This is a genomic window from Micromonospora narathiwatensis (assembly GCF_900089605.1).
In the GTDB taxonomy this organism is placed as follows: Bacteria; Actinomycetota; Actinomycetes; order Mycobacteriales; family Micromonosporaceae; genus Micromonospora; species Micromonospora narathiwatensis.
Genome location: NZ_LT594324.1, coordinates 4205715 through 4229075, shown reverse-complemented (window position 1 = coordinate 4229075; position 23361 = coordinate 4205715). Strand labels below are relative to the sequence as shown.

Here is a 23361-nt window from a genome sequence, read left to right as displayed (position 1 = left end):
CGGAAAGCCGGCCAACCGGCCGATATCCCGGGGAAGCCTCTGGTTGGATCGACGGAGGACTCGGCGGAAGGCGGAACCGGTGAGCGCACGGGACTCGGTCGTCCACATCGGCGGTTACACGGCGGAGGCGGGTGGGCGGGCCGAGGGCATCGTCGCGGCCCGCCGTGATCCCGGCTCGGGGGAGCTGACCCCGCTCGGCACGGTGGCGGTCACCCCGTCGCCGTCGTTCCTGGCCCGGCACCCGGCGTCGCCCGTGCTCTACGCGGTCAACGAGCTGTCCGAGGGGCAGCTCAGCGCGTTCCGGGTCGCCCCGGACGGCGGCCTCGACCTGATCGGGGTCCGCCCGACCGGCGGGGCCGAGCCCTGCCACCTGGCGGTCGCCCCGGACGGCCGGCACCTCTTCGTGGCGAACTACGGCGGCGGCAGCGTGGCCGTGTTCCCGCTCGGCGCCGACGGCGTACCGGGGGAGCGCAGCGATCTGGTCCGGCACGAGGGGCACGGCGCCGACCCGCACCGGCAGGACCGGGCGCACTGCCACATGGTCTCGCCCGACCCGGACGGCGGGCCGCTGCTCACCGTCGACCTGGGCACCGACTCGGTCTACCGGTACGACCTCGACAGCGCCTCCGGCCGGCTGGTGCCGCGCGCCCCGCGGCTGCGTACGCCGGCCGGCGCCGGGCCCCGGCACCTCGCCCGGCACCCCGACGGGCGGCGCTGCTGGCTGGTCGGCGAGCTGGACGGGACGGTCACCGGGTACGACCTGACCGCCGACGGGCTGCACCAGCGGATCCGGGTGGACGCGAGCGGGCGGGTCGGGCACGTCCAGCCCTCCGAGGTCGCCGTCGGGCCGGACGGCCGTTTCCTCTACGTCGCCAACCGGGGGGTGGGCACGGTGGCCGTCTTCGCGCTCGGCGGTGCGGCGCCCGAACTGGTGGCCGAGGTCGACACCGGCGGGGAGTGGCCGCGGCACTTCGCCCTGGCGGACGGATACCTCTACGTGGCCGACGAGCGGGCCGACATGATCAGGATCTTCTGGGTGGACGCCGACACCGGGGTGCCGGAGCCGGTCGGCGAGCCGGTGCCGGTGGCGAGTCCGACCTGCGTACGGCCGTGAGGCCGGGCCCGTGGCGTCCCTCCGTGATGGACGGCGATCACCGCTCATCACTGATCAGTCACTCAGCGTAGCGTTTTGGTGGTCAACGGTTTCTGCTGCGTAACTTTCGTCCAAACGGTTGTGGCAGTAACCCCACGAGATACGCAAGATGGTCACCGTGTCTGGCCGCCATCGCATGCGTTCAAGCCTTCGAGGGGCAGGTGCCGTCGCGGCGGCCACCGCGCTCGTCGTCGTCGTAGCCGGCTCCTGGTACGGCTACCGGCAGTTGGCGGGACCGTCCTGCTCCGGCCGGATCCAGCTGGCCGTCGCGGCCGCGTCCGAGATCGCCCCCGCCGTCAAGGCGGCGGCCGACCAGTGGGTGAAGGACGGGGCGGCGGTTGGTGACACGTGCATCGCCGTGAACGTCACGGCCGCCGAGTCGGTCGACGTGGCCGCCGCGGTGGCGAGCAAGCACGGCGCCACGCTGGCCGGTGTCGGGCAGGCCAGCGGCACGGCGGTGACGCCGGACATCTGGGTGCCGGACTCCTCCACCTGGCTGGTGCGGCTCAAGTCCGGCGGCGCCACCGCCTTCGCCCCGGCCACCGGCACCTCGATCGCCCGCAGCCCGGTGGTGGTCGCCATGCCCGAACCGGTGGCCGCCCGGATCGGCTGGCCGGAGAAGAAACTGACCTGGACCGACCTGCTGGCCCAGGTCAACAGCAGCAAGGCGCTGCGCGCCGGCATCGTCGAGCCGACCCAGGACGCGGCCGGTCTCTCCGGGCTGCTCTCGCTGTCCGCCGCGGCCAGCTCCACCGGTGCCGCCGGGTCGCCCCAGGCGCAGGAGGCGATGATCGGGGCGCTGCGGGCGCTGGCCACCAACCGGTCCTCGTTGCGGCAGGACCTGCTCGCCCGTTTCCCGCGCTCGTCCGACCCGACGGCGATCGCCAACGGGCTGGGTGCCGCCGCGCTGTCCGAAGAGGACGTCATCGCGTACAACGGCACGAAGCCGCCGATCCCGCTGGCCGCGCTCTACCTGGAACCGTCGCCGATGCCGCTGGACTACCCGTTCGCGGTGCTGCCCGGCATCGAGCCGGCCAAGGCGTCGGCCGCGAAGGTGCTTTTCGATGTGCTGAAGACCCCGAGCTTCCGCAACCGGTTGGCCGCGCAGGCGCTGCGCGGGCCGGACGGCAACGGGGGCGACGGATTCCAGGCGCCCCGGGGCGCGCCGAGCCCGGCGAACGGCGACAGCTCCGCTCCGCCGACCGGCCAGGGCGGTGCCGCCGACCTGGACCCGAGCGCCATCCAGAAGGCCACCACCACCTGGTCGGTCGCCACCCAGTCGGGCCGGATGCTCTGCGTCATCGACGTCTCCGGCTCGATGAAGCAGAAGGTGGCGACCGCCAACGGCGCCACCCGGGCGCAGGTCACCGTCGCGGCGGCGAACCAGGGCCTCGAACTCTTCGACGACTCCTGGTCGATCGGGCTGTGGACCTTCTCCACCAACCTGAACGGGTCGCAGGACTACCGGGAGGTCGTACCGATCAAGCCGCTGTCCGGCAACCGCAACGCGTTGCGGCAGGGCCTGGCCTCGGTCAAGCCGTCGAACGGCAACACCGGCCTCTACGACACCATGCTCGCCGCATACCGGAAGGTCCAGGAGGACTGGGAACCGGGTAAGGTCAACTCGATCGTGCTCTTCACCGACGGTAAGAACGACGACGACAACGGCATCTCCCAGAAGGAACTGCTCACCCAGCTCAAGAAGCTGCGCGACCCGGAGCAGCCGATTCAGGTGATCATCATTGGTATCGGGAACGACGTCAGCCAGGCGGAGCTTGAGCCGATCACGGCGATCACCGGCGGCCGGCCGTTCGTCACCGCCGATCCGACCAAGATCGGGGAGATCTTCCTGCAGGCCATCGCACTGCGACCGCCGGCGCCTCGCTGACTCGACGCTCAGCGAACGGGTTCCGTCGTACCGGGCGGATCCGGTATGGCGGAACGCTTCCCGGCTCGGGAGAAGTGACGGCAATACGTCGGAAGTAGCCGGCGTCCACGATCGTCGAGGCAAGATGTCCGGAAACCCCGAGCCGCGGTTCCCCGACCGGAGTGGCGCGGTGCGGGTTCGGCCTGTGCGAAGTGGGGAGGGCCGGTGACCTCGGCGACGCTGTTGACTCCCGGGAGTACGGCGACGCGGCCGGGCGGCGACCGCCCCGGCCCGACGACGCGTGCTGCCGAGCGGGCCTATGTCCAGGTCCTGGTGGTGCTGGACACCGCCGTGCTGGCGGTCGCCATCCTGGTCGGGTACGTCGCCCGCTTCGGCGACGAGCAGCCGAGCGGCTCCGAGATCCCGTACGTGGTGGTGGCGCCCGCGCTGCTGCTCATCTGGCTGGTCTCGCTGCGGGCGATGCGCTGCTACGACGACCGGGTCCTCGGCTACGGCGCCGACGAGTACCGACGGGTCAGCGCGGCGAGCCTGCGACTGGCCGGCGCCATCGCGATCGTCGGGTACATCGCCGAGTTCGGGGTCTCCCGGGGCTTCCTGGCCATCTCCTTCGCCGTCGGCACGGTGGGCCTGGAGGTGGCCCGGTTCGCCGCCCGTAAGCGGCTGCACCGCGCCCGCGACCGGGGCGCCGGGTGGTCCCGCAAGGTGTTGGTGGTCGGCGACACCGCGCACGTCCTGGAGCTGGTGCACACCCTGCGCCGCGAGCCGTACGCCGGTTACCAGGTGGTCGGCGCCTGCATCCCCGACGCGCTGCTCGCCCCGGTGCCCCAGCGGCTCGGCGACGTGCCGGTGGTCGGCTCGTTCCGGGGCATCCCGGAGGCGGCCACCGCGATCGGCGCGGACACCGTGGCGGTCACCGCCTCCGGTGAGCTGACCGCGACCCGGCTGCGCCGGCTCGGCTGGCAGTTGGAGGGCACGGGGATCGACCTGGTCGTGGCCCCCGCGTTGACCGACGTCGCCGGCCCGCGCATCCACACCCGCCCGGTCGCCGGCCTGCCGCTGATCCATGTCGAGGCACCCGAGTTCCGGGGCGGGCGGAAGCTGGTCAAGGGCCTGGTCGACCGCTCGATGTCGCTGCTGGCGCTGCTCCTGCTGCTGCCCCTGCTGGTGGTGATCGCGCTCGCCGTCAAGCTGAACAGCCGGGGGCCGGTGCTGTTCCGCCAGGTCCGGGTCGGCCAGGGCGGCAAGGAGTTCGGCGTCTTCAAGTTCCGCACCATGGTCGTCAACGCCGACGCCCTGCTGGCCGAGCTGGCCGCGCGCAACGAGACCGACGGCCTGATGTTCAAGATGCGCGACGACCCCCGGGTGACCCGGGTCGGCAAGCTGCTGCGCAAGTGGTCCCTGGACGAGCTGCCCCAGCTCGCCAACGTGCTGCTCGGGCAGATGAGCCTGGTCGGTCCCCGCCCGCCGCTCCCCTCCGAGGTGGCCCGGTACGACGGTGACGTGGCCCGCCGCCTGCTGGTGAAGCCCGGCATGACGGGCCTCTGGCAGGTCAGCGGCCGGTCCGACCTGAGCTGGGAGGACGGCATCCGGCTCGACCTCTACTACGTGGAGAACTGGTCGCTCGCCGCCGATCTGGCCATCCTCTGGAAGACCTTCGGCGCGGTGCTGCGCAGCCGCGGCGCGTACTGACCCGTCCCGGTGCGGGCGCGGGAACACCGGCGTCAGGGCTGGGGGCCGTGCCAGTCCAGGCAGACCACCACCGCGTCGTCGACCAGGTCACCGGCGACGAAGGCCCGCAGGTCGCCGATCAGCGACCGCACCGCGTCCAGCGGCTCCATCGGCCCGGTACGCCGCAGGAAGCGGTCCAGCGCCGTCTCGCCGTACCGGATCTGGTTGCCCACGGCGTCGATGACCCCGTCGCTGACCACGAAGAGCCGGTCGTCGCGCCGGAGCTGGAACCGCTGCTCCTGGTAGTCCGTCCCCTCGAACATGCCGAGCGGGAACTGCTTCTCCAACACCTGCTCGGTCACCTCGCCGTCGCGCAGCCGCACCAGCCGGGGCGAGCCCGCGTCGACCACGGTCATCGTCCCGTCCGCCAGGTTCAGCTCCAGGATGAGCGCGGAGAGGTGCTGCTCGCCCCGGTGCAGCGCGTACACCGCCTGGTCGGCCAGGGCGGCCTGGTCGGCGAGCCCCAGCTCGGCGCGGCGGGCGTTGCGCAGCGCGTGGGTGGCCAGCGAGGTGAGCATGGACGCGGCCACCCCCTCGCCCGAGCCGTTGACCACCGAGAGCCAGAGTCGGTTGCCGTCGTCGGACCAGTCGAAGCTGTCCCCGCGCACCGCGTACGCCGGCTCCAACTGGCCGGCCAGGCTGAACGACGGGCGGATCCGGCTGCGGCCGGGCAGCAGCTCCCACTGCATCTCGGCGGCCAACGTCAGTCGCCGGGTACGCCGGGCGGTGAGGTAGACGTCCGTGCTGGCGGTCACCGCGGCCAGCTCGTGGCCGAGTACGGTGGCGATCGCGGCCAGCTCCCGGAGGACGCCCTGGTCGGCCGGCGGCGGCGCGAGTCGGAGCACGCCGCGCCGCTCGCCCCGCATCCCGACGGGGAACCAGACGGCGGCGTCCGACACGATCGGGTCCTGGTGGTCGAAGCAGCGCCAGGCCGGGTGGCCGGGGGCGTTGACCGGCTCGCCGCCGCCCAGCGGCAGCAGCACGGCCAGCCGGTAGTCGACCTGGTAGAGCTCGGTGCCGGTGATCCCGTACGACCGCTCCAGCTCGGCGGCGAGCCGGTCCAGCAGCAGATCCGCCGGGGCCTCGGTGAGGATCCGGCGCGCCTGGTCCTCCGGACCGCTCATCTTTGCTCCTTTGCACAGGTCGACGGCCTGGTACGCCGGGTAGTCTCGGGCGCACCATGGCCGAAGAACGTGGTCCTCACGGACCTGATGCGAGTATGGCCGCCGCGTTGGACGAGGCGGCCGGAACTCTCCTGGCAGTCTGGGAGGCGGCCCGGGAGCGGACGACGAGTCGGCTTTCCGGCGCACAGCTGCGTGCGGTCATGGTCGTGGAGCAGTACGACGGAATCAACCTTCGCCGCCTCGCCACGCTGACGGACATGCTGCTCTCCTCGGCCAGCCGGCTCTGCGACCGGCTGGTGGCCGCCGGCATGCTGGAGCGGGAGCCGGGCCGGTACGACCGGCGGGAGATCTCGCTGCACCTCACCCCGGAGGCGACCCGGCTCCTCACCGAGCTGCGCGCCGACCGCCGGCACCGGCTGGACCGGATCCTGACCGGGATGAGCGCGGAGGGGCGTACGGCGCTGCTGCACGGGATGCGTGAGTTCGACGAGGTCGCGCGGCGCGGTGAGGCCGCCGCCGCGGCGGGCTGGCCGGTGCTCCAGTCCGCGGGCGAGCGGGCCGATCACCCGCTGGCCGAGCCGGGGGAGGCGTCGCACCCGGGGCAGCCCGGCGAGCCGCCGGTGGCCCGTACCGCCTGAGCGACACATCGGTTGACGCGGGCGGGCGTCCGGGCGGTCGACTCCGGTGCGACCCGCCGGCTCACGCTGCTCTGGCCAGCCAGCCGACCGGCCGGTCGATGATCCGGCGCATCACCGAGGCGGCGCCGCCGACCGCGGCGGACCGTGCGCCGAGGGCCGCCGGGCGTACCGTGACCGGCGCCCACGCCGCGGTGAGCACCCGCCGGGAGACCTCGGCGACCACCGGTGGGCAGAGCCACGGGGCGAGCGGGGCGTATCCGCCGCCGAGCACCACCGTGTCCAGGTCCAGCAGGTTCACCACGCCCGCCACGGCCACCCCGAGGGCGGTGCCGGCGTCCGCCAGGGCGGCCAGGGCGGCCGGGTCGCCGGCCCCGGCGAGGTCGGCCAGCCGGGTCGCGGCAGTGTCGGCGGGCAGTTCCGCGCCGGCCAGCCCGGCGGCGGCCAGGATGGCCTCCTGGCCCGCGTACCGCTCCAGGCAGCCCTGGCCGCCGCAGCGGCAGGGCCGCCCCTCGGGGTGCACCGGGAGGTGACCGATCTCGCCGCTCCAGCCGCGGGCACCCCGGTACAGCGCCCCGTCGAGCACGATTCCGGCGCCGATGCCGATCTCGCCGGAGATGTGCAGGAAACTGGCGGGCCCCGGGGGACCGGCGTGCAGTTCGCCGAGGGCGGCCAGGTTGGCCTCGTTGTCGACCACCAGCGGCGGGATCCCGTCGACCGGCTCGGCGAGCGGGTGCCCACCGAGCAGCCCGGGGACGTCCACGTCCCGCCAGCCCAGGTTGGGGGCGAGCCGGACCAGGCCGCCGTCGCCGACCAGGCCCGGCACGGCGAGCGCCGTGCCGGCCAGGGTCAGCCCGTCGCGTACGGCCGCCGCGCGGGCCTCGGCGGCGAGCCGGGCCAGCCGGTCCAGGGCGGCGGCGGGGGAGACCGGGCGCAGGTCGGCGCGGCGTACCAGGTGGTGGCGGACCGCGCCGCTCAGGTCGACCACGCAGGCCGCCAGGTAGTCGACGTTGACCTCCAGCCCGAGCCCGGCCGGGCCGTCGGTGGCCAGCACCAGACCCCGGGCCGGCCGCCCGGCCCCGGTACGCGGCGTGGGTGCCGCCTCGGCGACCAGCCGGCCGGCGATCAGGTCGTCGACGACGGCGGAGACGGTGGCCCGGGTCAGCCCGGTCCCGGCGGCGAGCGCGGCCCGGGAGGGCGGGTGGTCGGCGGCGGCGATCCGCCGGAGCACCACCGCGAGGTTGAGTTCGCGGAGGCTGCCCTGCCGGACCGCGCCGGTGGTGCTGGCGGTGGTCACCCCTTGACACTGCCACACCGTGGTCATTTAATTCAACCACTGAACAAATTGGGTACGACACCACCGGAGGTCTGCCATGGCACCGAGTCCCACCCCCGCCGACAAGTTCTCCTTCGGTCTCTGGACGGTGGGCTGGCAGGCCCGCGACCCGTTCGGCGATGCCACCCGCCCCGAGCTGGACGCCGTGGAGGCGGTGCACCGACTCGCCGAACTCGGCGCGTACGGGATCACCTTCCACGACGACGACCTGATCCCCTTCGGCGCCGACGCCGCCACCCGGGACGCCCACGTGACCCGGTTCCGCAAGGCGCTCGACGAGACCGGCCTGGTCGTACCGATGGTCACCACCAACCTCTTCACCCACCCGGTGTTCAAGGACGGCGGCTTCACCAGCAACGACCGGGACGTCCGCCGGTACGCGCTGCGCAAGGTGCTGCGCAACGTCGACCTCGCCGCCGAGCTGGGCGCCCGCACCTTCGTCATGTGGGGCGGCCGGGAGGGCGCCGAGTACGACGTGGCCAAGGACGTCCGTGCCGCGCTGGACCGCTACCGGGAGGCCGTCGACCTGCTCTCCCAGTACGTCGTCGACCAGGGTTACGACCTGCGCTTCGCCCTTGAGCCCAAGCCGAACGAGCCGCGCGGCGACATCCTGCTGCCCACCGTCGGGCACGCGCTCGCGTTCATCTCCACCCTGGCCCGCCCCGAGCTGGTCGGCCTCAACCCCGAGGTCGGCCACGAGCAGATGGCCGGGCTGAACTTCGCGCACGGCATCGCCCAGGCGCTCTGGCAGGGCAAGCTGTTCCACATCGACCTCAACGGCCAGCGGGGCATCAAGTACGACCAGGACCTGGTCTTCGGCCACGGCGACCTGCTCAACGCGTTCGCCCTGGTGGACCTGCTGGAGCACGGCGGCCCGAACGGCGGTCCCGCGTACGACGGGCCGCGGCACTTCGACTACAAGCCCTCCCGCACCGAGGACATCAGCGGGGTGTGGGCGTCGGCGGCGGCGAACATGCGCACCTACCTCCTGCTCAAGGAGCGGGCCGCGGCGTTCCGGGCCGATCCGGAGGTGGCCGAGGCCCTCGCCGCCAGCCAGGTCGCCGGGTTGAGCACGCCGACGCTGGGTGCCGGGGAGAGCTACGCCGACCTGCTCGCCGACCGCTCCGCGTTCGAGGAGTTCGATCCGGAGGCGGCCGGGGCGAAGGGCTTCGGCTTCGTCCGGCTCAACCAGCTCGCCGTCGAGCACCTGCTCGGCGCGCGCTGAGGCGGGCCGGCATGCCGCTCGTCGCCGGGGTCGACTCGTCCACCCAGTCCTGCAAGGTGGTGGTCCGGGACGCGGAGACCGGCGCGCTGGTCCGGCAGGGCCGCGCGCCGCATCCCGAGGGCACCGAGGTCGACCCGTACGCCTGGTGGGAGGCCCTGCTGGCGGCGCTCGACGCGGCCGGCGGGCTGGCCGACGTCGCCGCCGTCGCGGTCGCCGGCCAGCAGCACGGCATGGTCTGCCTGGACGAAGCGGGGCAGGTGATCCGTCCCGCGCTGCTGTGGAACGACACCCGCTCGGCCGGCGCCGCCCAGGACCTGATCGCGGAGGCGGGCGGCGGCGAGGCCGGCCGGCGGTTCTGGGCCGAGGCGACCGGCAGCGTGCCGGTGGCCAGCTTCACCGCCACCAAGCTGCGCTGGCTGGCCCGGCACGAGCCGGCGAACGCCGACCGGGTGGCCGCCGTGTGCCTGCCGCACGACTGGCTCACCTGGCGGCTGGCCGGCGCCCCCGACCTGGCCGCGCTGCGCACCGACCGGGGCGACGCCAGCGGCACCGGCTACTGGTCCCCGCGTACCGGTGACTACCGCCTCGACCTGCTGGAACGTGCCTTCGGACGGCAGCTCGTGGTGCCCACCGTGCTCGGCCCGGCGGAGCCGGCGGGGCTGCTGGACCCGGCGGCGCTCGTCGGCCCGGCGGCCGGGCGGGTGCCGCTCGGTCCGGGCACCGGGGACAACGCCGCCGCCGCGCTCGGCGTCGGGGCCGGTCCCGGCGACGTGGTCGTCTCGATCGGCACCTCCGGCACGGTCTTCGCGGTGGCCGACACCCCCGCCGCCGATCCCACCGGCGCGGTGGCCGGCTTCGCCGACGCCACCGGCCGGTACCTGCCGCTGGTCTGCACGCTCAACGCGGCCCGGGTGCTGGACGCCGCCGCGACCCTGCTCGGGGTGGGCCTCGACGAGCTGAGCGAGCTGGCCCTGGCCGCCGCGCCCGGCGCGGACGGGCTGGTCATGGTTCCCTACCTGGAGGGGGAACGGACCCCGGACCGGCCCACCGCCACCGGGTCGCTGCACGGCCTCACCCTGGGCAGCGCGACCCCGGCGCACCTGGCCCGGGCCGCCGTCGAGGGGATGCTCTGCGCGCTCGCCGACGGGCTCGACGCGCTGACCGCGCAGGGCGCCACCGCCCGCCGGATCATTTTGGTCGGCGGCGGCGCCCGCTCGGCGGCGGTGCGACGGATCGCGCCGCAGGTCTTCGGCCGGCCGGTGGTCGTACCGCCGCCCGGGGAGTACGTCGCCGACGGCGCCGCCCGCCAGGCCGCCTGGGTCGCCCTCGGCGGCGCGGCGCCACCCGCGTGGACCGTCGGCGACACCGAGGAGTACGCGGCAGCGCCCGTGCCCGCCATCCGCGGGCGCTACGCCGAGGCCCGGGACCGGGTCGTCGACCGCCTCGGCACGGGCACCGCGTAAAGGGCTGTACGGCCGGGGCGGGCGCTGGCGATGATCCAGGGATGCGTACCGCCCCGGCTGACAGCCACCTGCCCTCGGTCCTCCAGTACGACGACGCCGACACCCCCTGCGACGTGGTCGACGCGCTGTCGCTGGCGGACTTCGTCACCGGCCGGCATCCCTGGGCGCGGACCGTCCGGCTGTCCCGGCTCCGCCCCGACGCCACGCTGACCCCGGACGGGGCGCGGGTCCTGCGCACCGCCGTCGAGCACCGGCGGCGGTACCGGCTGCTCGACGGGGAGGGCTGGACGGCCCGGGTGGTCACCTGGAACGGCCGGGACGCCGAGGTGACCGTGACCGCGGTGGACGACGAGGTCGGGCAGGCGGCCCTGGACCGGATCGTCGAGGGCGCCGCCGAGCCGGAGGACCCGGACACCGGCCGGATCGGGTTCTGGCACCACGACCCGCGTCGCGGCGCCCGGCGGGACCTCCGGTCGATCGTCGCCCCGGAGTGGACGACGATCCGGCGCAACTACGCCGGGACGGCGCGTAGCGCCCTGGACGCGCTGATGGCCGCCACCCCGGAGGCCGTCTCGGGGCGGCTGGTGCTGCTGCACGGCGCGCCCGGCACCGGCAAGACCACCGCGCTGCGCGCGCTGGCCCGCGAGTGGCGCGACTGGTGCCAGGTGGACGCCGTGCTCGACCCGGACGTCCTCTTCGGCGACGCGGCCTATCTGTCCGACGTCGCGGTGGGGGACGAGGACGAGGAGGGCGGTGCGGGACGCCGCTGGCGGCTGCTGATCCTGGAGGACTGCGACGAGTTGATCCGGGGCGAGGCCAAGCAGGCGGCCGGGCAGGCGCTGTCCCGGCTGCTCAACCTGACCGACGGGCTGCTCGGGCAGGGCCGGGACGTGCTGGTGGCGATCACCACGAACGAGGACCTGTCCCGGTTGCACCCGGCGGTCGTCCGGCCGGGGCGCTGCCTGGCCCGGATCGAGGTCGGCCCGCTGTCGTACGCCGAGGCGACCGGGTGGCTCGGCACCACGGCGGGGGTCCCGCCGCAGGGCGCCACCCTGGCGGAGCTGTACGCGCTGCGCGCCGGGGCGGTCCCGGCCGGATCGGTGCCGGTCGAGATCGGCGGATACCTGTGAGGACGTCGGGCCCGTCATCGGGCCGTGATCTCCACCTGGTTGGCTGCCGGGCATGAGCGGCACCAGAGTCTCGCGGCGCGGCAGCGCGGCCCACCGGTTCTACAGCGTGGTCGTGTTCGTGGTGCTCGCCTCGCTGGACAACGTGGCCATCGGCCTGGTCCCGCCGCTGTACGGGCCGATCTCCGGCGCGCTGGGGGTGCCGCAGCGGCTGCTCGGCCTGGTCACCGCGGTGAGCTTCCTGGTCAGCGCGGTCGCCGCGGTGGCCTGGGCGTACGTGGGCGACCGGACCAACCGCAAGCCGCTGCTCATGGTCGGCACGCTGATCTGGGCGGCCGGCACCGGCGGCAGCGCCCTCGCCCAGCACTACCCGACGTTCCTGATCGCCCAGCTCGTCGCCGCGGTCGGGCTCGGCGCGGTCGGCTCGGTCGGCTTCTCCGTGGTCACCGACCTGATCTCGCCGCGCCGTCGGGGTCTGGTGATGAGCTTCTGGGGGCTGTCGCAGGGCGTCGGCACCCTCGCCGGGACGCTCACCGGCGGCCTCCTCGGCGCCACCGACTGGCGCCGGCCGTTCCTGCTGCTCACCGTCGTCGGCCTGGCCGCCACCGTGGCCTACCTGTTCACGTACGACATCCGCCGCGGGCAGAGCGAGCCGGAGCTGGCCGCGGCGTTCGACAGCGGCGCCGAGTACGACTACCGGATCAGCCGGGCCGACCTGCCCCGGATCCTGGGCCGGCGGACCAACCGATGGCTGATCATGCAGGGGCTGACCGCGCAGGCGGCGTTCGGCTCGCTGGTCTGGCTGCCGGTGCTCTTCGCCCAGCGGGCCGAGGCGCAGGGCTACTCGACGGCCACCGCCGTGGTGGTGGGCAGCGTCTTCGCCACCCTGTTCCAGCTCGGCGGGGTGTTCTCCATCCTGGGCGGGCTGGCCGGTGACGCGCTCCAGCGGCGTACGCCGAGCGGCCGGGCGCTGGTCGCGGCGGTGGGCATCCTCGCGGCCGTGCCGTTCTACCTGGTCCTGTTCCTCGTGCCGATCCGGATCGACGTGCCGGAGGGCGGCAGCTCCGGCGCGGTGATCGGCGCGGTGCTGGCCAGCGTGGTCACCGAGCCGACGGTCGGGCTGAGCCTGCTGACCGCCGTGCTGGCGCTCGCGCTCACCTCGGCCAACTCGCCGAACTGGTTCGCGCTGATCGCCGACGTCAACCCGCCCGAGCACCGGGGCACCGTCTACAGCCTGGGCAACCTGGTCAACGGGGTCGGCCGGGCGGCCGGCAACGGCCTGGTCGGGGTGGTCTTCCACGGGCTGCGGGCGGCCTTCCCGCCGCCGTTGAACTACGCCGTCGGGCTGGCCGCGTTCCAGCTCTTCTTCATCCCCACCGGCATCATGTACTGGCTCGCCGCCCGTACCTCCCCGCGCGACATCGCGCAGGTACGCGAACTTCTGCACACCCGCGCCGACCGGCGGTGAGGAGGGGCCCCCGGTCAACGCCTCGCGTTGCACAGGGGCCCCCTCCTGACGGGTCAGGCGCGGTACCAGACCGTGACGTCGGTGGGTACGGCGGCGGCCTCCAGCGGGGCGCTGGCCGCCAGCACCTCGGCGCCGGCGGGCAGGGGCACCGCCGCCGCCCCGAAGTTGGTCAGCACGGTGAGCGGGCCGTTGGTGAAGGCGAGCACCTCGTCCCCGGAGGAGAGCCAGCGCAGCGGGCCGACGCCCAGCCCGTGCTCCCGGCGCAGCCGCAGCGCGGTCCGGTACAGCTCGTACGTCGAGCCGGGCACCCCGCGCTGCCGGTCCAGGGCGTACTCGGCCCAAATCGGGGGCTGGGGAAGCCAGCTCGCGTCGGTCGGCCCGAAGCCGTACGACGGGGCGTCGGCCTCCCACGGGATCGGCACCCGGCAGCCGTCCCGGCCCCGCTCGGTGTGCCCGCTGCGCTCCCAGGTCGGGTCCTGCCGGGTCTCGTCGGGCAGCGCGGTGTGCTCCGGCAGCCCCAACTCCTCGCCCTGGTAGAGGTACGCGGAACCGGGCAGGGCCAGCATCAGCAGGGTGGCCGCCCGGGCCCGGCGCAGGCCGAGCGCCACGTCGGGCTGCGGATCGCCGACGCCGATCCCGTTCGGCCGGGGGGCACCGATCGGCAGGCCGAGCCGGGAGGCGTGCCGAACCACGTCGTGGTTGGAGAGCACCCAGGTGGTGGGCGCGCCGACGGAGTCGGTGGCCTCCAGCGAACGGGTGATCACCGCGTACTGGGCCGGGGCGGTCCACGAGGCGAGCAGGTACTCGAAGTTGAACGCCTGGTGCATCTCGTCGGGCCGGACGTAGCGGGCCAGCCGCTCGGCCGGCTCCACCCACGCCTCGGCGACCAGAATGCGCTCGCCGTCGTACGAGTCGAGAAGCCGCCGCCAGTCCCGGTAGATCTCGTGTACGCCGTCCTGGTCCCACATCGGCGGGCGGGGCTTGTCCACCTCGTTGCCGGAGAGGATCTCCTGCGGCTCCTGCCAGTCGGCCAGGTCGGCCTGCTTGATCAGGCCGTGCGCCACGTCCACCCGGAAGCCGTCGACGCCCCGGTCCAGCCAGAACCGGAGGATGTCCAGGAACTCGGCGCGCACCTCGGGGTTGTCCCAGTTCAGGTCCGGCTGGCCGGGGTCGAACAGGTGCAGGTACCACTGGCCGTCCGGCAGCCGGGTCCAGGCCGGGCCGCCGAAGACGCTCTGCCAGTCGTTCGGCGGCTCGGCGCCCTGTGGGCCCTTGCCGTCGCGGAAGACGTAGCGCTGCCGCTCGGGGCTGCCCGCGCCGGTGTCGAGCGCGGCCTGGAACCAGCGGTGCGCCGACGAGGTGTGGTTGGGGACCAGGTCGACGATCACCCGCAGCCCGCGCGCCTTCGCCTCGGCGATCATCGTGTCGGCGTCCGCGAGGGTGCCGAAGAGCGGGTCCACGTCCCGGTAGTCGGCCACGTCGTAGCCGGCGTCGGCCTGCGGGGACGGGTAGAACGGCGACAGCCAGAGCGCGTCGACCCCCAGCTCGGCGAGGTGGTCGAGGCGGGCGGTGATGCCGGGGAGGTCGCCGATGCCGTCGCCGTTCGAGTCGGCGAACGAGCGCGGGTAGACCTGGTAGATGACGGCCTCGGTCCACCAGCCGGTGGCGGGGCCGGCCGGTTCCTGTCGCGTCGTGTCGGTGTTCAGAGCCTTCTCCCCTGTGTCGAGCCGTGGCCGTCCGTTGCCGGACGGTCGTTCCCGGCCGTCGTGGACGGCCGGATCCGTTCAGTGTGCCCGGGGCGGTGCGGTCGATTCACGTACCACCAGTCGAGTGGGCAGGATCACCGGCGGCGTCGGCGAATCACCGTCGGCGTCGCCCGTCGGGGGTACCAGCCCGGGGTACGGGTCGGCGGTGCGGACGCCGAGCGGGTCGAGCAGGATCCGGGCGGCGAGCAGCCCCTGCTCCGCCGCCGGCTGGGCGACGGTGCTCAACCCGAGCACCCCGGCCAGGTCGTGGTCGTCGATGCCGATCACGCTGACGTCCTGCGGCACCCGCAGCCCGGCGTCGCGCAGCGCGGTCATCGCGCCCATCGCCATCTCGTCGCAGGCGGCGAAGATCGCCGTCGGCGGCTCACCCCGGGCCAGCAGCTCGGCGGTGGCCCGGATGCCGCCGTCGATGGTGAACTGCGACTCGACGTCCAGGCTCGGGTCGGTGGGGATCCCGTCCGCGCGCAGCTCCTCCTGGTAGCCGTGGCGGCGGTCCAGGTGCGTGGTGAAGGCCAGCTCGTCGTCCGGATCGCCGGAGATGTGCGCGATCCGGGTGTGGCCGAGGTCGAGCAGGTGCCGGGTGGCGGTCCGCGCCGCGGCCACGTCGTCGATGCGTACGCAGGGCCAGCCGGGCACTCCGCTGCCGGAGCTGATGGTCACCCCCGGCAGGGCCAGCTTGGTCAGCGCGGTCACGTCCGCCGGGCGCAGCGGGGTGGCGACCAGGATGATGGCGTCCACGCGCTTGTGCAGGCTGGCGGTACGCAGCACCCGCTGCCGGGTCTGCTCCCGGCCGCCGAGGTTGTAGAGCAGCAGGTCGTAGCCGTTCTGGTCGAGGAAGTCCTCGACGGACTCCACCACCGTCCCGAAGAACCAGCGGGTGATCCGGGGGACCACGATCGCCACGGTGCCGGTCTTTCCGCCGGCCAGTCGGGAGGCGTTCGGCGAGACCGCGTACTGGAGTTGCTCGGCGGCGGCGAGCACCCGGCGCCGCGTCGCGGCCGAGACCGTGGGCAGGCCGCGCAGCGCGCGGGAGACGGTGGCCGTGGAGACCCCGGCCAGGCGGGCGACATCGTCAATCTTCGTCATCGTTGTTCCCCCGCTCCGGCCCGTGCCCGCCGCCGCCCGCCCATCGACGGGCGGCGGCGGGCATCGGATCAACCCTTGACGCTGCCGGCGAGCAGGCCCCGCACGAAGTAGCGCTGGAGGGACAGGAACACGATCAGCGGTACGACGATCGACACGAAGGCACCGGCTGTCAGCCGTTGCCACTCGTTGCCCCGGGTGCCGGCCATCTCGGCGAGCCGGACGGTCAACGGGGCGGTCTCGCTGTTGCCACCCGCGAAGATCAGCGCAACCAGCAGGTCGTTCCAGACCCAGAGGAACTGGAAGATGCCGAACGCGGCCAGGGCGGGCGCGATCAGCGGCAGGACGATGGTGCGGAAGATCCTCGGGTGGGTGGCCCCGTCGACCCGGGCCGCCTCCATCAGGTCCCCGGGCAGCTGCGAGATGAAGTTGTGCAGCAGGTACACGGCGAACGGGAGCGCGAAGCAGGTGTGCGCGAACCACACCTGGGCGAACTTCTGTGCGCCGTCGAGTTCCCAGGCCGGGAGCACCTGGACGCCGGCGACGGTGACGCCGGTGGAGAAGAACTTCAGCAGCGGCACCAGGGCCATCTGGAGCGGCACGATCTGCAACGAGAAGATCGCGATGTAGAGCCAGTCCCGCCCCTTGAAGTTGATCCAGGCCAGCGCGTACGCGGCCAGCGCCGCGAACGCGATGGGGAAGAGCACCGACGGGATGGTGATCGCCAGCGAGTTGATGAAGTAGCTGGCGAGCTGGCCGGACGACGAGGAACTGCCGAAGAGCACGTCCTGGTAGTTCTTCAGGGTGAACTGCGGGTCGCTGAAGAACGTCCACCAGCCGGTGGTCTTGATCTGGTTCTCCGGCCGGAAGGAGGAGATGAACAGGCCGAAGGTCGGGACCGTCCAGAGCAGCGCGATGACGATCGAGACCAGCGTGGCGGTACGGCTGTTCAGCCGCTTGCGGACCCGGCCGGCGCGGGTGGCCGGCTCGGTGGCCCGGGTGCCGGCTCCGACGGTGGGCGTGGCGGTGGTCATCTCAGCCCTCCCGCTGCTGACGCAGGTTGCGGATCTGGTAGATCACGATCGGAATGACCAGGACGAAGAGGAAGACCGCCAGGGCGGAGCCCTGTCCTACCTCGCGGTACCGGAACGCCTGGTTGTACATCTCGTTGGCGATCACGCTGGTGTCGTAGTTGCCGTTGGTCGCGGTCCGGACGATGTCGAAGACCTTGAGCGTGGCGATGGAGATCGTCACCACCACCACGATCAGCGCCGGCCGGATGCTCGGCATGGTGATCCGCCAGAACATCTGCCACGGCGTGACCCCGTCCAGCCGGGCCGCCTCGACGATGTCCGCCGGGATGGCCTTGATGGCGGCGGAGAGCACCACCATCGCGAAGCCGGCCTGGATCCAGATCATGATCACGATCAGGAGCAGGGTGTTGAGCGGGCTCTCCTGGAGCCAGAACTTCGGCTCACCGCCGAGGCTGACCACGATCTGATTGAGCAGACCGATCTGGTCCTGGTCCTCGCTCCGGTACGCGTAGATGAACTTCCAGATGATGCTGGCGCCGACGAACGAGATCGCCATCGGCAGGAAGATCAGGGACTTGGCCACCGCCTCGAGCCGGGCCCGGTCCACCAGCACGGCGTAGATCAGACCGAACGTGGTGGCGACGAGCGGCACCAGGAGCACCCAGATCAGGGTGTTGGCCAGCACCCGGACGATCGAGTCCTCGGAGAACATCCAGCCGTAGTTCTGCAGCCCCACCCAGTTGCTGCTGTCCCTGTCCATGAAGGAGAGCAGCGTGGTGCGGACCGCCGGCACCACCAGCCCGACGGCCAGCAGCAGCAGCGTGGGGAGCAGGAAGAAGAACGCGAAGAACCCCTCCCGCGGTTTCCGTCGCCGGGGCAGCGGGGCACCGCTGGCCGAGGCGGCCACCAGCCGCTCCTCCCGACGGCGGGCGAACCAGGCCGGCACCACGTCGAGGAGCAGGAGCAGACCGCCCACCACCGCGACGAAAGCGATCAGCCCGTACATCAGCATGAGGAACTTGGGCTGTTCCTCCGCGAAGTCGAACCCCATCGACCCCTCCTCAGAGGTTGGATTGACCGGCGGTGGTCCGGCCCGCCGACGCGGACCGGACCACCGGGTCAGATCACTTCCAGCTGCTCTCGATGCCGTTCAGGACCGTGGCGGTGTCCTTGCCGTTGATCCAGTCGACCATGCCCTTCCAGAAGGTGCCCGCGCCGACCGCGGCCGGCATCAGGTCCGAGCCGTCGAAGCGGAAGACGGTCTTCTCGTCCTGGAGGATCTGCACGGAGAGCTTGTCCACCGGGTTGGGGACGTTGTTGAGGTCGAGCTTCTTGTTCGCCGACACCCAGTCGCCGATCTTGGCGCGGCTGTTGGCGTACTCGCCGGAGGCCAGGTAGGTCTGCACCGCCTGGACCTCGGGACGGTCGGCGAAGGCCGTGACGAACTCGCCGCCACCCAGCACCGGCTTGCCCTTGGCCGGGTCGACGGCCGGGAAGTAGAACGCGAAGACGTCGCCGTCCTCGGCCACCTTGGTGCCCTGCGGCCACTGGTTGGCGTAGAAGGACGCCTGGCGGTGCATCGCGCACTTGCCGGCGGTGATCGGCGTGCCGGCCTCCTGGAAGGAGGTGGTGGCGATGCTCTTCACGCCGCCGAAGCCGCCGTTGACGTACTTCTCGTTCTTGAGGATGGTGCCGGCCTTGTCGACCGCCGCGGCCACCTGCGGGTCGTTGAACGGGATGCCGTGGGTCGTCCACTGGTCGTAGACCTCGGGCGTGGTCGTCCGCAGCATCAGGTCTTCGATCCAGTCGGTGGCCGGCCAGCCGGTGGCGTCACCGGACTCGATGCCGGCGCACCACGGCTTCGTGCCGCTCGCCGCGATCGTGTCGCTGAGGGCGATCAGCTCGTCCCAGGTGGTCGGGATGTTCCAGCCCTTCTCCTTGAAGGTCTTCGGCGAGTACCACACGAAGGACTTCACGTTGGAGCCGAGCGGGGCGCCGTAGAACTTGCCGTCCACGGTGCTGTACTTCAGCCAGTCGGGGGAGTAGTTCTGCTCCGCCATGGCCTTGGTGTCGTTGCCGGCCGGCTTGAGCTTGCCCGCGTCGGCGAACCGCTTGAGCAGACCCGGCTGCGGGATGAAGGCCAGATCGGGGGCGTTGCCGCCGTCCACCCGTACGCCCAGCTGGGCCTCGAACTCGCCGGAGCCCTCGTGGTCGATCTTGATGCCGGTGCAGTCCTCGAACTGCTTCCAGGACTGCGCGAGGCGGTCGGCCTCGATGTCCCGGATGGACGAGTAGATCGTGACCTTCTTGCCGTCGTGGCCCTGGTACTTGTCATATGCGGCGCACTCGGGGGAGCTCGCCTTGCTGCTCTTCTTGTCGTTGCCGGTGCCGCAGGCGGTGACGCCGAGCGCCAAGCCAAGAGCGCCGGCGATCGCGAGAGCCTGGCGCGATCTGGCAAACGCCATGCCGATCTCCTTCCTTGCCGGCGCGTGGGGGAAGTCGATACTGCGCCGGTCCGATGGTCGTTCCCACATGTAAGCGCTTGCATCGCGCTCGGTCCACCCCCTACTGGACACGGCCCGGTAACAATCCAGAAACCCGGTTACCGGTGGTGGGCGCGCTCCCACGCTCCGGTTGTCCTGGTGCCGGAAGGTCCGTATCCGTCGATGGAATCCCGCCCCGTACGCGCGGCGCCGGGGCCGTCGGGCCCGGGCGCTCCGATCGGGGAGGACGGAGCGTCCGGACCCGGCGACCCCGGCGGGTCAGGGGTGGACAGGGGGACCGGCGGTCAGCTGAAGATGCTGACGCCGCCGGGGCCGACCAGGAGGCCGACGATGATGAGGACGATGCCCCACAGGATCTGCCGGCGGAACAGCGCGAGGACGCCGGCGACCACCAGTACGACTGCGAGAATCCAGAGAATCAGCTCCATGGCCGCGCAGTACCCGACTGCCCGATTCCGGAAACCTGGTGCTGGTCGAGGTGGTCACCGAGGTGGAAGATGCTGTACGCCTGCTTGATCACCGGGTGGGCGACGTTGCGGACGCGTACCCCGCCGGGCGTGGTGCCCCGCTCGGTTCCGTGGTGGGCGTGGCCGTGCAGCGCCAGCGCGGTGGGCGCCGAGTCGACCGCCTGGCCGAGCTGGTAGCAGCCGAGGAACGGATAGATCTCCAGCGGCTCGCCCGCGAGGGTGTCCGGCACGGGGGCGTAGTGGGTGAGCGCGACCAGCACGTCGCACTCCAGCTCGCGCAGGGCCCGGCCGAGCGCGTCGGCGCTCTCGTTGGCGGTCCGGACGAACGCCTTCGTCTCGGGCTCGCCGAAGTCGGTGGCGCACCGTCCCGCGAACCCGCCGCCGAAGCCCTTCACCCCGGCCACGCCGAGCCGCCCGCCGGTGCACTCCAGCACGATCCCGGTCCCCTCCAGCACGGTGATGCCGACGTCCTCCAGCGTCCTCACCACCTGTGGCACCTGGTCGCACTGGTGGTCGTGGTTGCCGAGCACGGTGATCACCGGTACGCCGAGGTTCCCGAACTCCCGTGCCACGCACCGCGCCTCGGCCTCGGTGCCGTGCCGGGTCAGGTCGCCGGCGAGCAGCAGCACGTCGGCGCAGTCGGGCAGCTCCTCCAGGGCCGGCCGGAACCGGCCGACCACGTCCTCGTCCAGGTGCACGTCGCCGACGGCGGCGATCCGGATCACCATCGCACCTCCCTCACGGCAGTTCCTCGACCTGGCTGGGTGCCTCGGCGCGGATCACCCCGATGTCGCTGGTGATCGGTACGTCGGGAAAGCGCTCGGCGACCCGGCGCAGGATCTCCTCACGCCGGTGCGGGCTCTCCACCTCGCCGTAGAGCACCAGGCCCCGCTCGCGGTGGACCGCGGTGATGCCCTGCTCGGCGACGGAGGGGTCCTCGGCCAGCAGGCGGTGGATCTCCGCTTCGACGTACGCGTCCGGCGGCGTGCCGCCGTGCTGCTCGGTCACGGTGTCTCCCTTCCTCCGGACGTGCCGGGCAGCACGTCCAACCGGTCGAGCAGCACCAGGAACGCCTCCGCGTACGGCGAGTGCTGCGTCTCCTTCCGTACCCGTTCCCAGTCGATCTGTTCCCGCAGCGAACGGGCGAGCGGCAGGGCGCGGGCGAAGTCGCAGTAGTGCTGGGAGAAGCTGAGCAGCTTGTGCACCATCAGCTGGGTGGCCGAGAGCACCGGCATGTGGATCGCGTCGACCGGCCGCACGATGGTGTCGGCGAAGGTCTCCTCGGTCACCGGGGTCTCGATCGGCCGGTGGATAAGGTCCACCATCCGCCCCTCGTCGTAGACCTTGACCAGCCAGTCCTCGGGCGGGCGCTCGGCGGTGAAGCCGGCCTCGACCAGGGCCTCCAGGGCCCGGTCGACGTCCTGGGCCCGGATCAGGAAGTCCACGTCGTGATCGCTGGAGTGGCCGCCGTGGGCGTACACGGCGAAGCTGCCGCCGAGCGCGAAGGGGATCTGGGACTGCTTGAGCACGGCGGCGACCTTCTTGAGCGTGTGCACCAGGGTCTCGTCCCCGCGCTCGGCCATGTGGGTCTCCCGTCGTCGTGGGTGGCGGTGGGATTGAAGTTGCGTACCCGGCGAACCGGTCGGCCACACCTGTTGTCGACGCGCCTCGGGCGTGGCCGGGACGGAACGGACAAACCCCCGAGGACCGGCGCGGTTCGGATAGCCTCGAAGGGTGGCCAGGTCACTGCGGGGGCGGCGCGGTGCGACCCGACTGCGCGCCGTGGCCCTGATCGGCATCGACGGCTCCGGCAAGACCACGCAGGCCCACCGGCTCGCCGAGGCACTCACCGCCGCCGGTCACCCGGCCACCTATCACCGCAACGCCGGCGGCCGGCGCTGGCTCGGCCGGCTCGCCCACCGGCTCGGCCGGCCGGACGCCCAGCGGCTCGTCGGGCGCGACGGGCTGCTCGCGGTCGAGTCGGTGCTCCGCTGGCTCGCCATCGCCCTCGCGCTGCTGAGCTGCCTGGTGACCGGCCGCACGGCGGTGATGGACCGCTACTCCGCCTGCCAGTACGCGAGCATCCGGGCGCACGGTGGGCAGCGCTGGGAGCGGCTGGCCCGGGCCGGTTACCGCGTCTTCCCCGCGCCCCGGGTCACCATCCTGCTCACCGTCGACCCGGCGGAGGCGTACCGGCGGATCGAACGGCGCGGCACCGACCACGAGAGCATGGGGTGGCTCACCGCCGCCGCCACCGCGTACCGGACGCTGCCGGAGTACGCCGACTTCCTGGTGGTCGACGCGAACGGCCCGCCGGACGAGGTGTCCCGGCGGATCCGCGCCCACCTCGCCGAGTGGCTACCCGACGACCCGCCGTCGTCGGTGGTCGGGCCACCGGGCGGCACCGGCCCGCCCGCCGGCGGAGCGGGTCGTGGTGACCCGCTTCCGGCTCAGGCCCGCCCGTAGACCGGGATGCTCGCCCCGCTGGTCGGGGCGGACTCGTCGGAGGCGAGGAAGCGGACCACCCCGGCGATCTCGGCGGGCGGCACCCAGCGTTGGTGGTCGGCGTCCGGCATGGCGGCCCGGTTGGCCGGGGTGTCGATCACGCTCGGCAGCACCGTGTTGCACCGGACCCCCCGTGCGCGGTACTCCACGGCGACGGCATTGGCGAACGCGAGCACCGCCGCCTTGGCCGTGACGTAGCCGGCCGCGCCGGGGAAGGGCGCCACCGCGGCCCGCGCCGAGACGCAGACCACCGCGCCGCCGCCGGCCGCCACCAGGTGCGGCAACGCCGCCTGGGTGACCAGGTACGTCGGGCGCAGGTTGATCCGCAGCATCCGGTCGAACTCATCGACCGGGGTCTCGTGCACCAGCCCGCCGCTGGCGTACCCCCCGACGAGGTTGACCACCGCGCGCAGCGGCGCCGCCGGCTCGGCGGAGGCCGCCGCCACCGCGTGCGCCGCCCCGGCGGGTTCCATCAGGTCCGCGGCGATGTGGACTACCGGCCCGGACGGCGTGGCCGCCCCGCCCTCCCGCGCCGGTACGACCACCCGCCAGCCCGCCTCGAGGAAGGCCGCGGTGACCGCACCGCCCAGCCCGCCCGTGCCCCCGGTCACCAGCACCGTGCGTTCCGTCATGGGCACACGCTAGTCGTCCGCTTCGTGGCGCGGTGTCCGGGGCGCGGCCCGGCCACGTCGACGTGGCCGGCCACCAGGACCATCCGTCCGGTGGCTCTTCCGGACCGTCCGGTCGGCCTGACCTGGACGACAGCCGCCGCGGCGGTCGGCCGGCGCGGGCGAGTCGACCGGTGCGGAGGAGGCGGCCAGGCTGCGGGAATGGCACCCTTGCCGCCATGATCCC

At 73.0% G+C, this 23361-nt stretch carries 21 protein-coding genes; 9 read left to right on the top strand and 12 right to left on the bottom strand.

Going from position 1 to position 23361, the window contains the following annotated elements; all coding sequences use genetic code 11:
* The first annotated feature begins 79 nt into the window (after positions 1 to 79).
* The 3 genes from GA0070621_RS18170 (at position 80) to GA0070621_RS18160 (ending at position 4730) form a co-directional block, all read left to right on the top strand.
* Complete coding sequence (locus GA0070621_RS18170) at positions 80 to 1114, top strand: lactonase family protein (protein WP_091197376.1); 1035 nt, start codon at positions 80 to 82, stop codon at positions 1112 to 1114.
* Positions 1115 to 1289: 175 nt separating this feature from the next.
* Positions 1290 to 3041 carry a substrate-binding domain-containing protein gene (locus GA0070621_RS18165; RefSeq protein ID WP_091197374.1) on the top strand — a complete coding sequence of 584 codons (1752 nt, stop codon included), beginning with the start codon at positions 1290 to 1292 and terminating at the stop codon, positions 3039 to 3041.
* 204 nt (positions 3042 to 3245) lie between these two features.
* The gene (locus GA0070621_RS18160) at positions 3246 to 4730 is read left to right on the top strand and encodes a sugar transferase (RefSeq protein ID WP_091197371.1); all 1485 of its coding nucleotides are present in this window, start codon (positions 3246 to 3248) and stop codon (positions 4728 to 4730) included.
* A 32-nt stretch (positions 4731 to 4762) separates the two neighbouring features.
* Here GA0070621_RS18160 and GA0070621_RS18155 read toward each other — a convergent pair whose 3' ends face one another.
* The gene (locus GA0070621_RS18155) at positions 4763 to 5893 is read right to left on the bottom strand and encodes a PP2C family protein-serine/threonine phosphatase (protein WP_091197368.1); all 1131 of its coding nucleotides are present in this window, start codon (positions 5891 to 5893) and stop codon (positions 4763 to 4765) included.
* Positions 5894 to 5988: 95 nt separating this feature from the next.
* Here GA0070621_RS18155 and GA0070621_RS18150 point away from each other — a divergent pair, with 95 nt between their 5' ends.
* Complete coding sequence (locus tag GA0070621_RS18150) at positions 5989 to 6531, top strand: MarR family winged helix-turn-helix transcriptional regulator (RefSeq protein ID WP_091197366.1); 543 nt, start codon at positions 5989 to 5991, stop codon at positions 6529 to 6531.
* A gap of 61 nt (positions 6532 to 6592) precedes the next feature.
* On the opposite strand, the gene GA0070621_RS18145 is transcribed toward GA0070621_RS18150, so the two are convergent.
* Complete coding sequence (locus GA0070621_RS18145; RefSeq protein ID WP_091197362.1) at positions 6593 to 7852, bottom strand: ROK family protein; 1260 nt, start codon at positions 7850 to 7852, stop codon at positions 6593 to 6595.
* Between the two features lie 49 nt (positions 7853 to 7901).
* On the opposite strand from GA0070621_RS18145, the gene xylA reads away from it, so the two are divergent.
* The 4 genes from xylA to GA0070621_RS18125 are packed head-to-tail and all read left to right on the top strand — an operon-like array spanning position 7902 to position 13147.
* Positions 7902 to 9089: a xylose isomerase gene (gene xylA, locus GA0070621_RS18140; RefSeq protein ID WP_091197359.1), complete on the top strand. Its 1188-nt coding sequence runs from the start codon at positions 7902 to 7904 to the stop codon at positions 9087 to 9089.
* Between the two features lie 11 nt (positions 9090 to 9100).
* Positions 9101 to 10552: a xylulokinase gene (gene xylB, locus GA0070621_RS18135; protein ID WP_091197356.1), complete on the top strand. Its 1452-nt coding sequence runs from the start codon at positions 9101 to 9103 to the stop codon at positions 10550 to 10552.
* A 41-nt stretch (positions 10553 to 10593) separates the two neighbouring features.
* On the top strand, positions 10594 to 11682 hold the full coding sequence (locus GA0070621_RS18130; protein ID WP_091197353.1) for a DUF5925 domain-containing protein: 1089 nt from the start codon (positions 10594 to 10596) through the stop codon (positions 11680 to 11682).
* A gap of 52 nt (positions 11683 to 11734) precedes the next feature.
* Entirely contained in the window at positions 11735 to 13147 is a 1413-nt protein-coding gene (locus tag GA0070621_RS18125; protein ID WP_091197351.1) for an MFS transporter, read from the top strand.
* Between the two features lie 53 nt (positions 13148 to 13200).
* Here the strand turns inward: GA0070621_RS18125 and GA0070621_RS18120 are convergent, their stop codons facing one another.
* The 9 genes from GA0070621_RS18120 to GA0070621_RS18085 form a co-directional block, all read right to left on the bottom strand.
* On the bottom strand, positions 13201 to 14853 hold the full coding sequence (locus GA0070621_RS18120; RefSeq protein ID WP_091197348.1) for a glycoside hydrolase family 13 protein: 1653 nt from the start codon (positions 14851 to 14853) through the stop codon (positions 13201 to 13203).
* Between the two features lie 78 nt (positions 14854 to 14931).
* Positions 14932 to 15999, bottom strand: coding sequence for a LacI family DNA-binding transcriptional regulator (locus GA0070621_RS18115; protein ID WP_091197346.1), 1068 nt, complete (start codon positions 15997 to 15999; stop codon positions 14932 to 14934).
* 68 nt (positions 16000 to 16067) lie between these two features.
* The gene (locus tag GA0070621_RS18110) at positions 16068 to 17030 is read right to left on the bottom strand and encodes a carbohydrate ABC transporter permease (RefSeq protein ID WP_091197344.1); all 963 of its coding nucleotides are present in this window, start codon (positions 17028 to 17030) and stop codon (positions 16068 to 16070) included.
* Between the two features lies 1 nt (position 17031).
* Positions 17032 to 18081: a carbohydrate ABC transporter permease gene (locus GA0070621_RS18105; RefSeq protein ID WP_091197341.1), complete on the bottom strand. Its 1050-nt coding sequence runs from the start codon at positions 18079 to 18081 to the stop codon at positions 17032 to 17034.
* A gap of 73 nt (positions 18082 to 18154) precedes the next feature.
* The gene (locus tag GA0070621_RS18100) at positions 18155 to 19495 is read right to left on the bottom strand and encodes an ABC transporter substrate-binding protein (protein ID WP_091197338.1); all 1341 of its coding nucleotides are present in this window, start codon (positions 19493 to 19495) and stop codon (positions 18155 to 18157) included.
* A 323-nt stretch (positions 19496 to 19818) separates the two neighbouring features.
* Entirely contained in the window at positions 19819 to 19962 is a 144-nt protein-coding gene (locus GA0070621_RS30060) for a GPGG-motif small membrane protein (RefSeq protein ID WP_167667033.1), read from the bottom strand.
* A complete protein-coding gene (locus GA0070621_RS18095; protein ID WP_091197334.1) occupies positions 19953 to 20729 on the bottom strand; it encodes a metallophosphoesterase family protein in 777 nt (258 codons plus the stop codon). Before GA0070621_RS18095 ends, GA0070621_RS30060 begins: the two co-directional genes overlap by 10 nt.
* 10 nt (positions 20730 to 20739) lie before the next feature.
* Positions 20740 to 21009 (bottom strand): hypothetical protein, encoded by a 270-nt coding sequence (locus GA0070621_RS18090; RefSeq protein ID WP_091197331.1) that lies wholly within the window; start codon positions 21007 to 21009, stop codon positions 20740 to 20742.
* Positions 21006 to 21584, bottom strand: coding sequence for a nucleotidyltransferase (locus GA0070621_RS18085; RefSeq protein WP_091197329.1), 579 nt, complete (start codon positions 21582 to 21584; stop codon positions 21006 to 21008). Before GA0070621_RS18085 ends, GA0070621_RS18090 begins: the two co-directional genes overlap by 4 nt.
* 151 nt (positions 21585 to 21735) lie before the next feature.
* Between GA0070621_RS18085 and GA0070621_RS18080 the strand changes: the two genes are divergently transcribed.
* Positions 21736 to 22467: a dTMP kinase gene (locus tag GA0070621_RS18080; RefSeq protein ID WP_091197327.1), complete on the top strand. Its 732-nt coding sequence runs from the start codon at positions 21736 to 21738 to the stop codon at positions 22465 to 22467.
* Here the strand turns inward: GA0070621_RS18080 and GA0070621_RS18075 are convergent.
* Positions 22452 to 23138 carry an SDR family NAD(P)-dependent oxidoreductase gene (locus GA0070621_RS18075; protein ID WP_091197323.1) on the bottom strand — a complete coding sequence of 229 codons (687 nt, stop codon included), beginning with the start codon at positions 23136 to 23138 and terminating at the stop codon, positions 22452 to 22454. The two genes, GA0070621_RS18080 and GA0070621_RS18075, sit on opposite strands and share 16 nt — an antisense overlap.
* Positions 23139 to 23361: the final 223 nt, after the last annotated feature.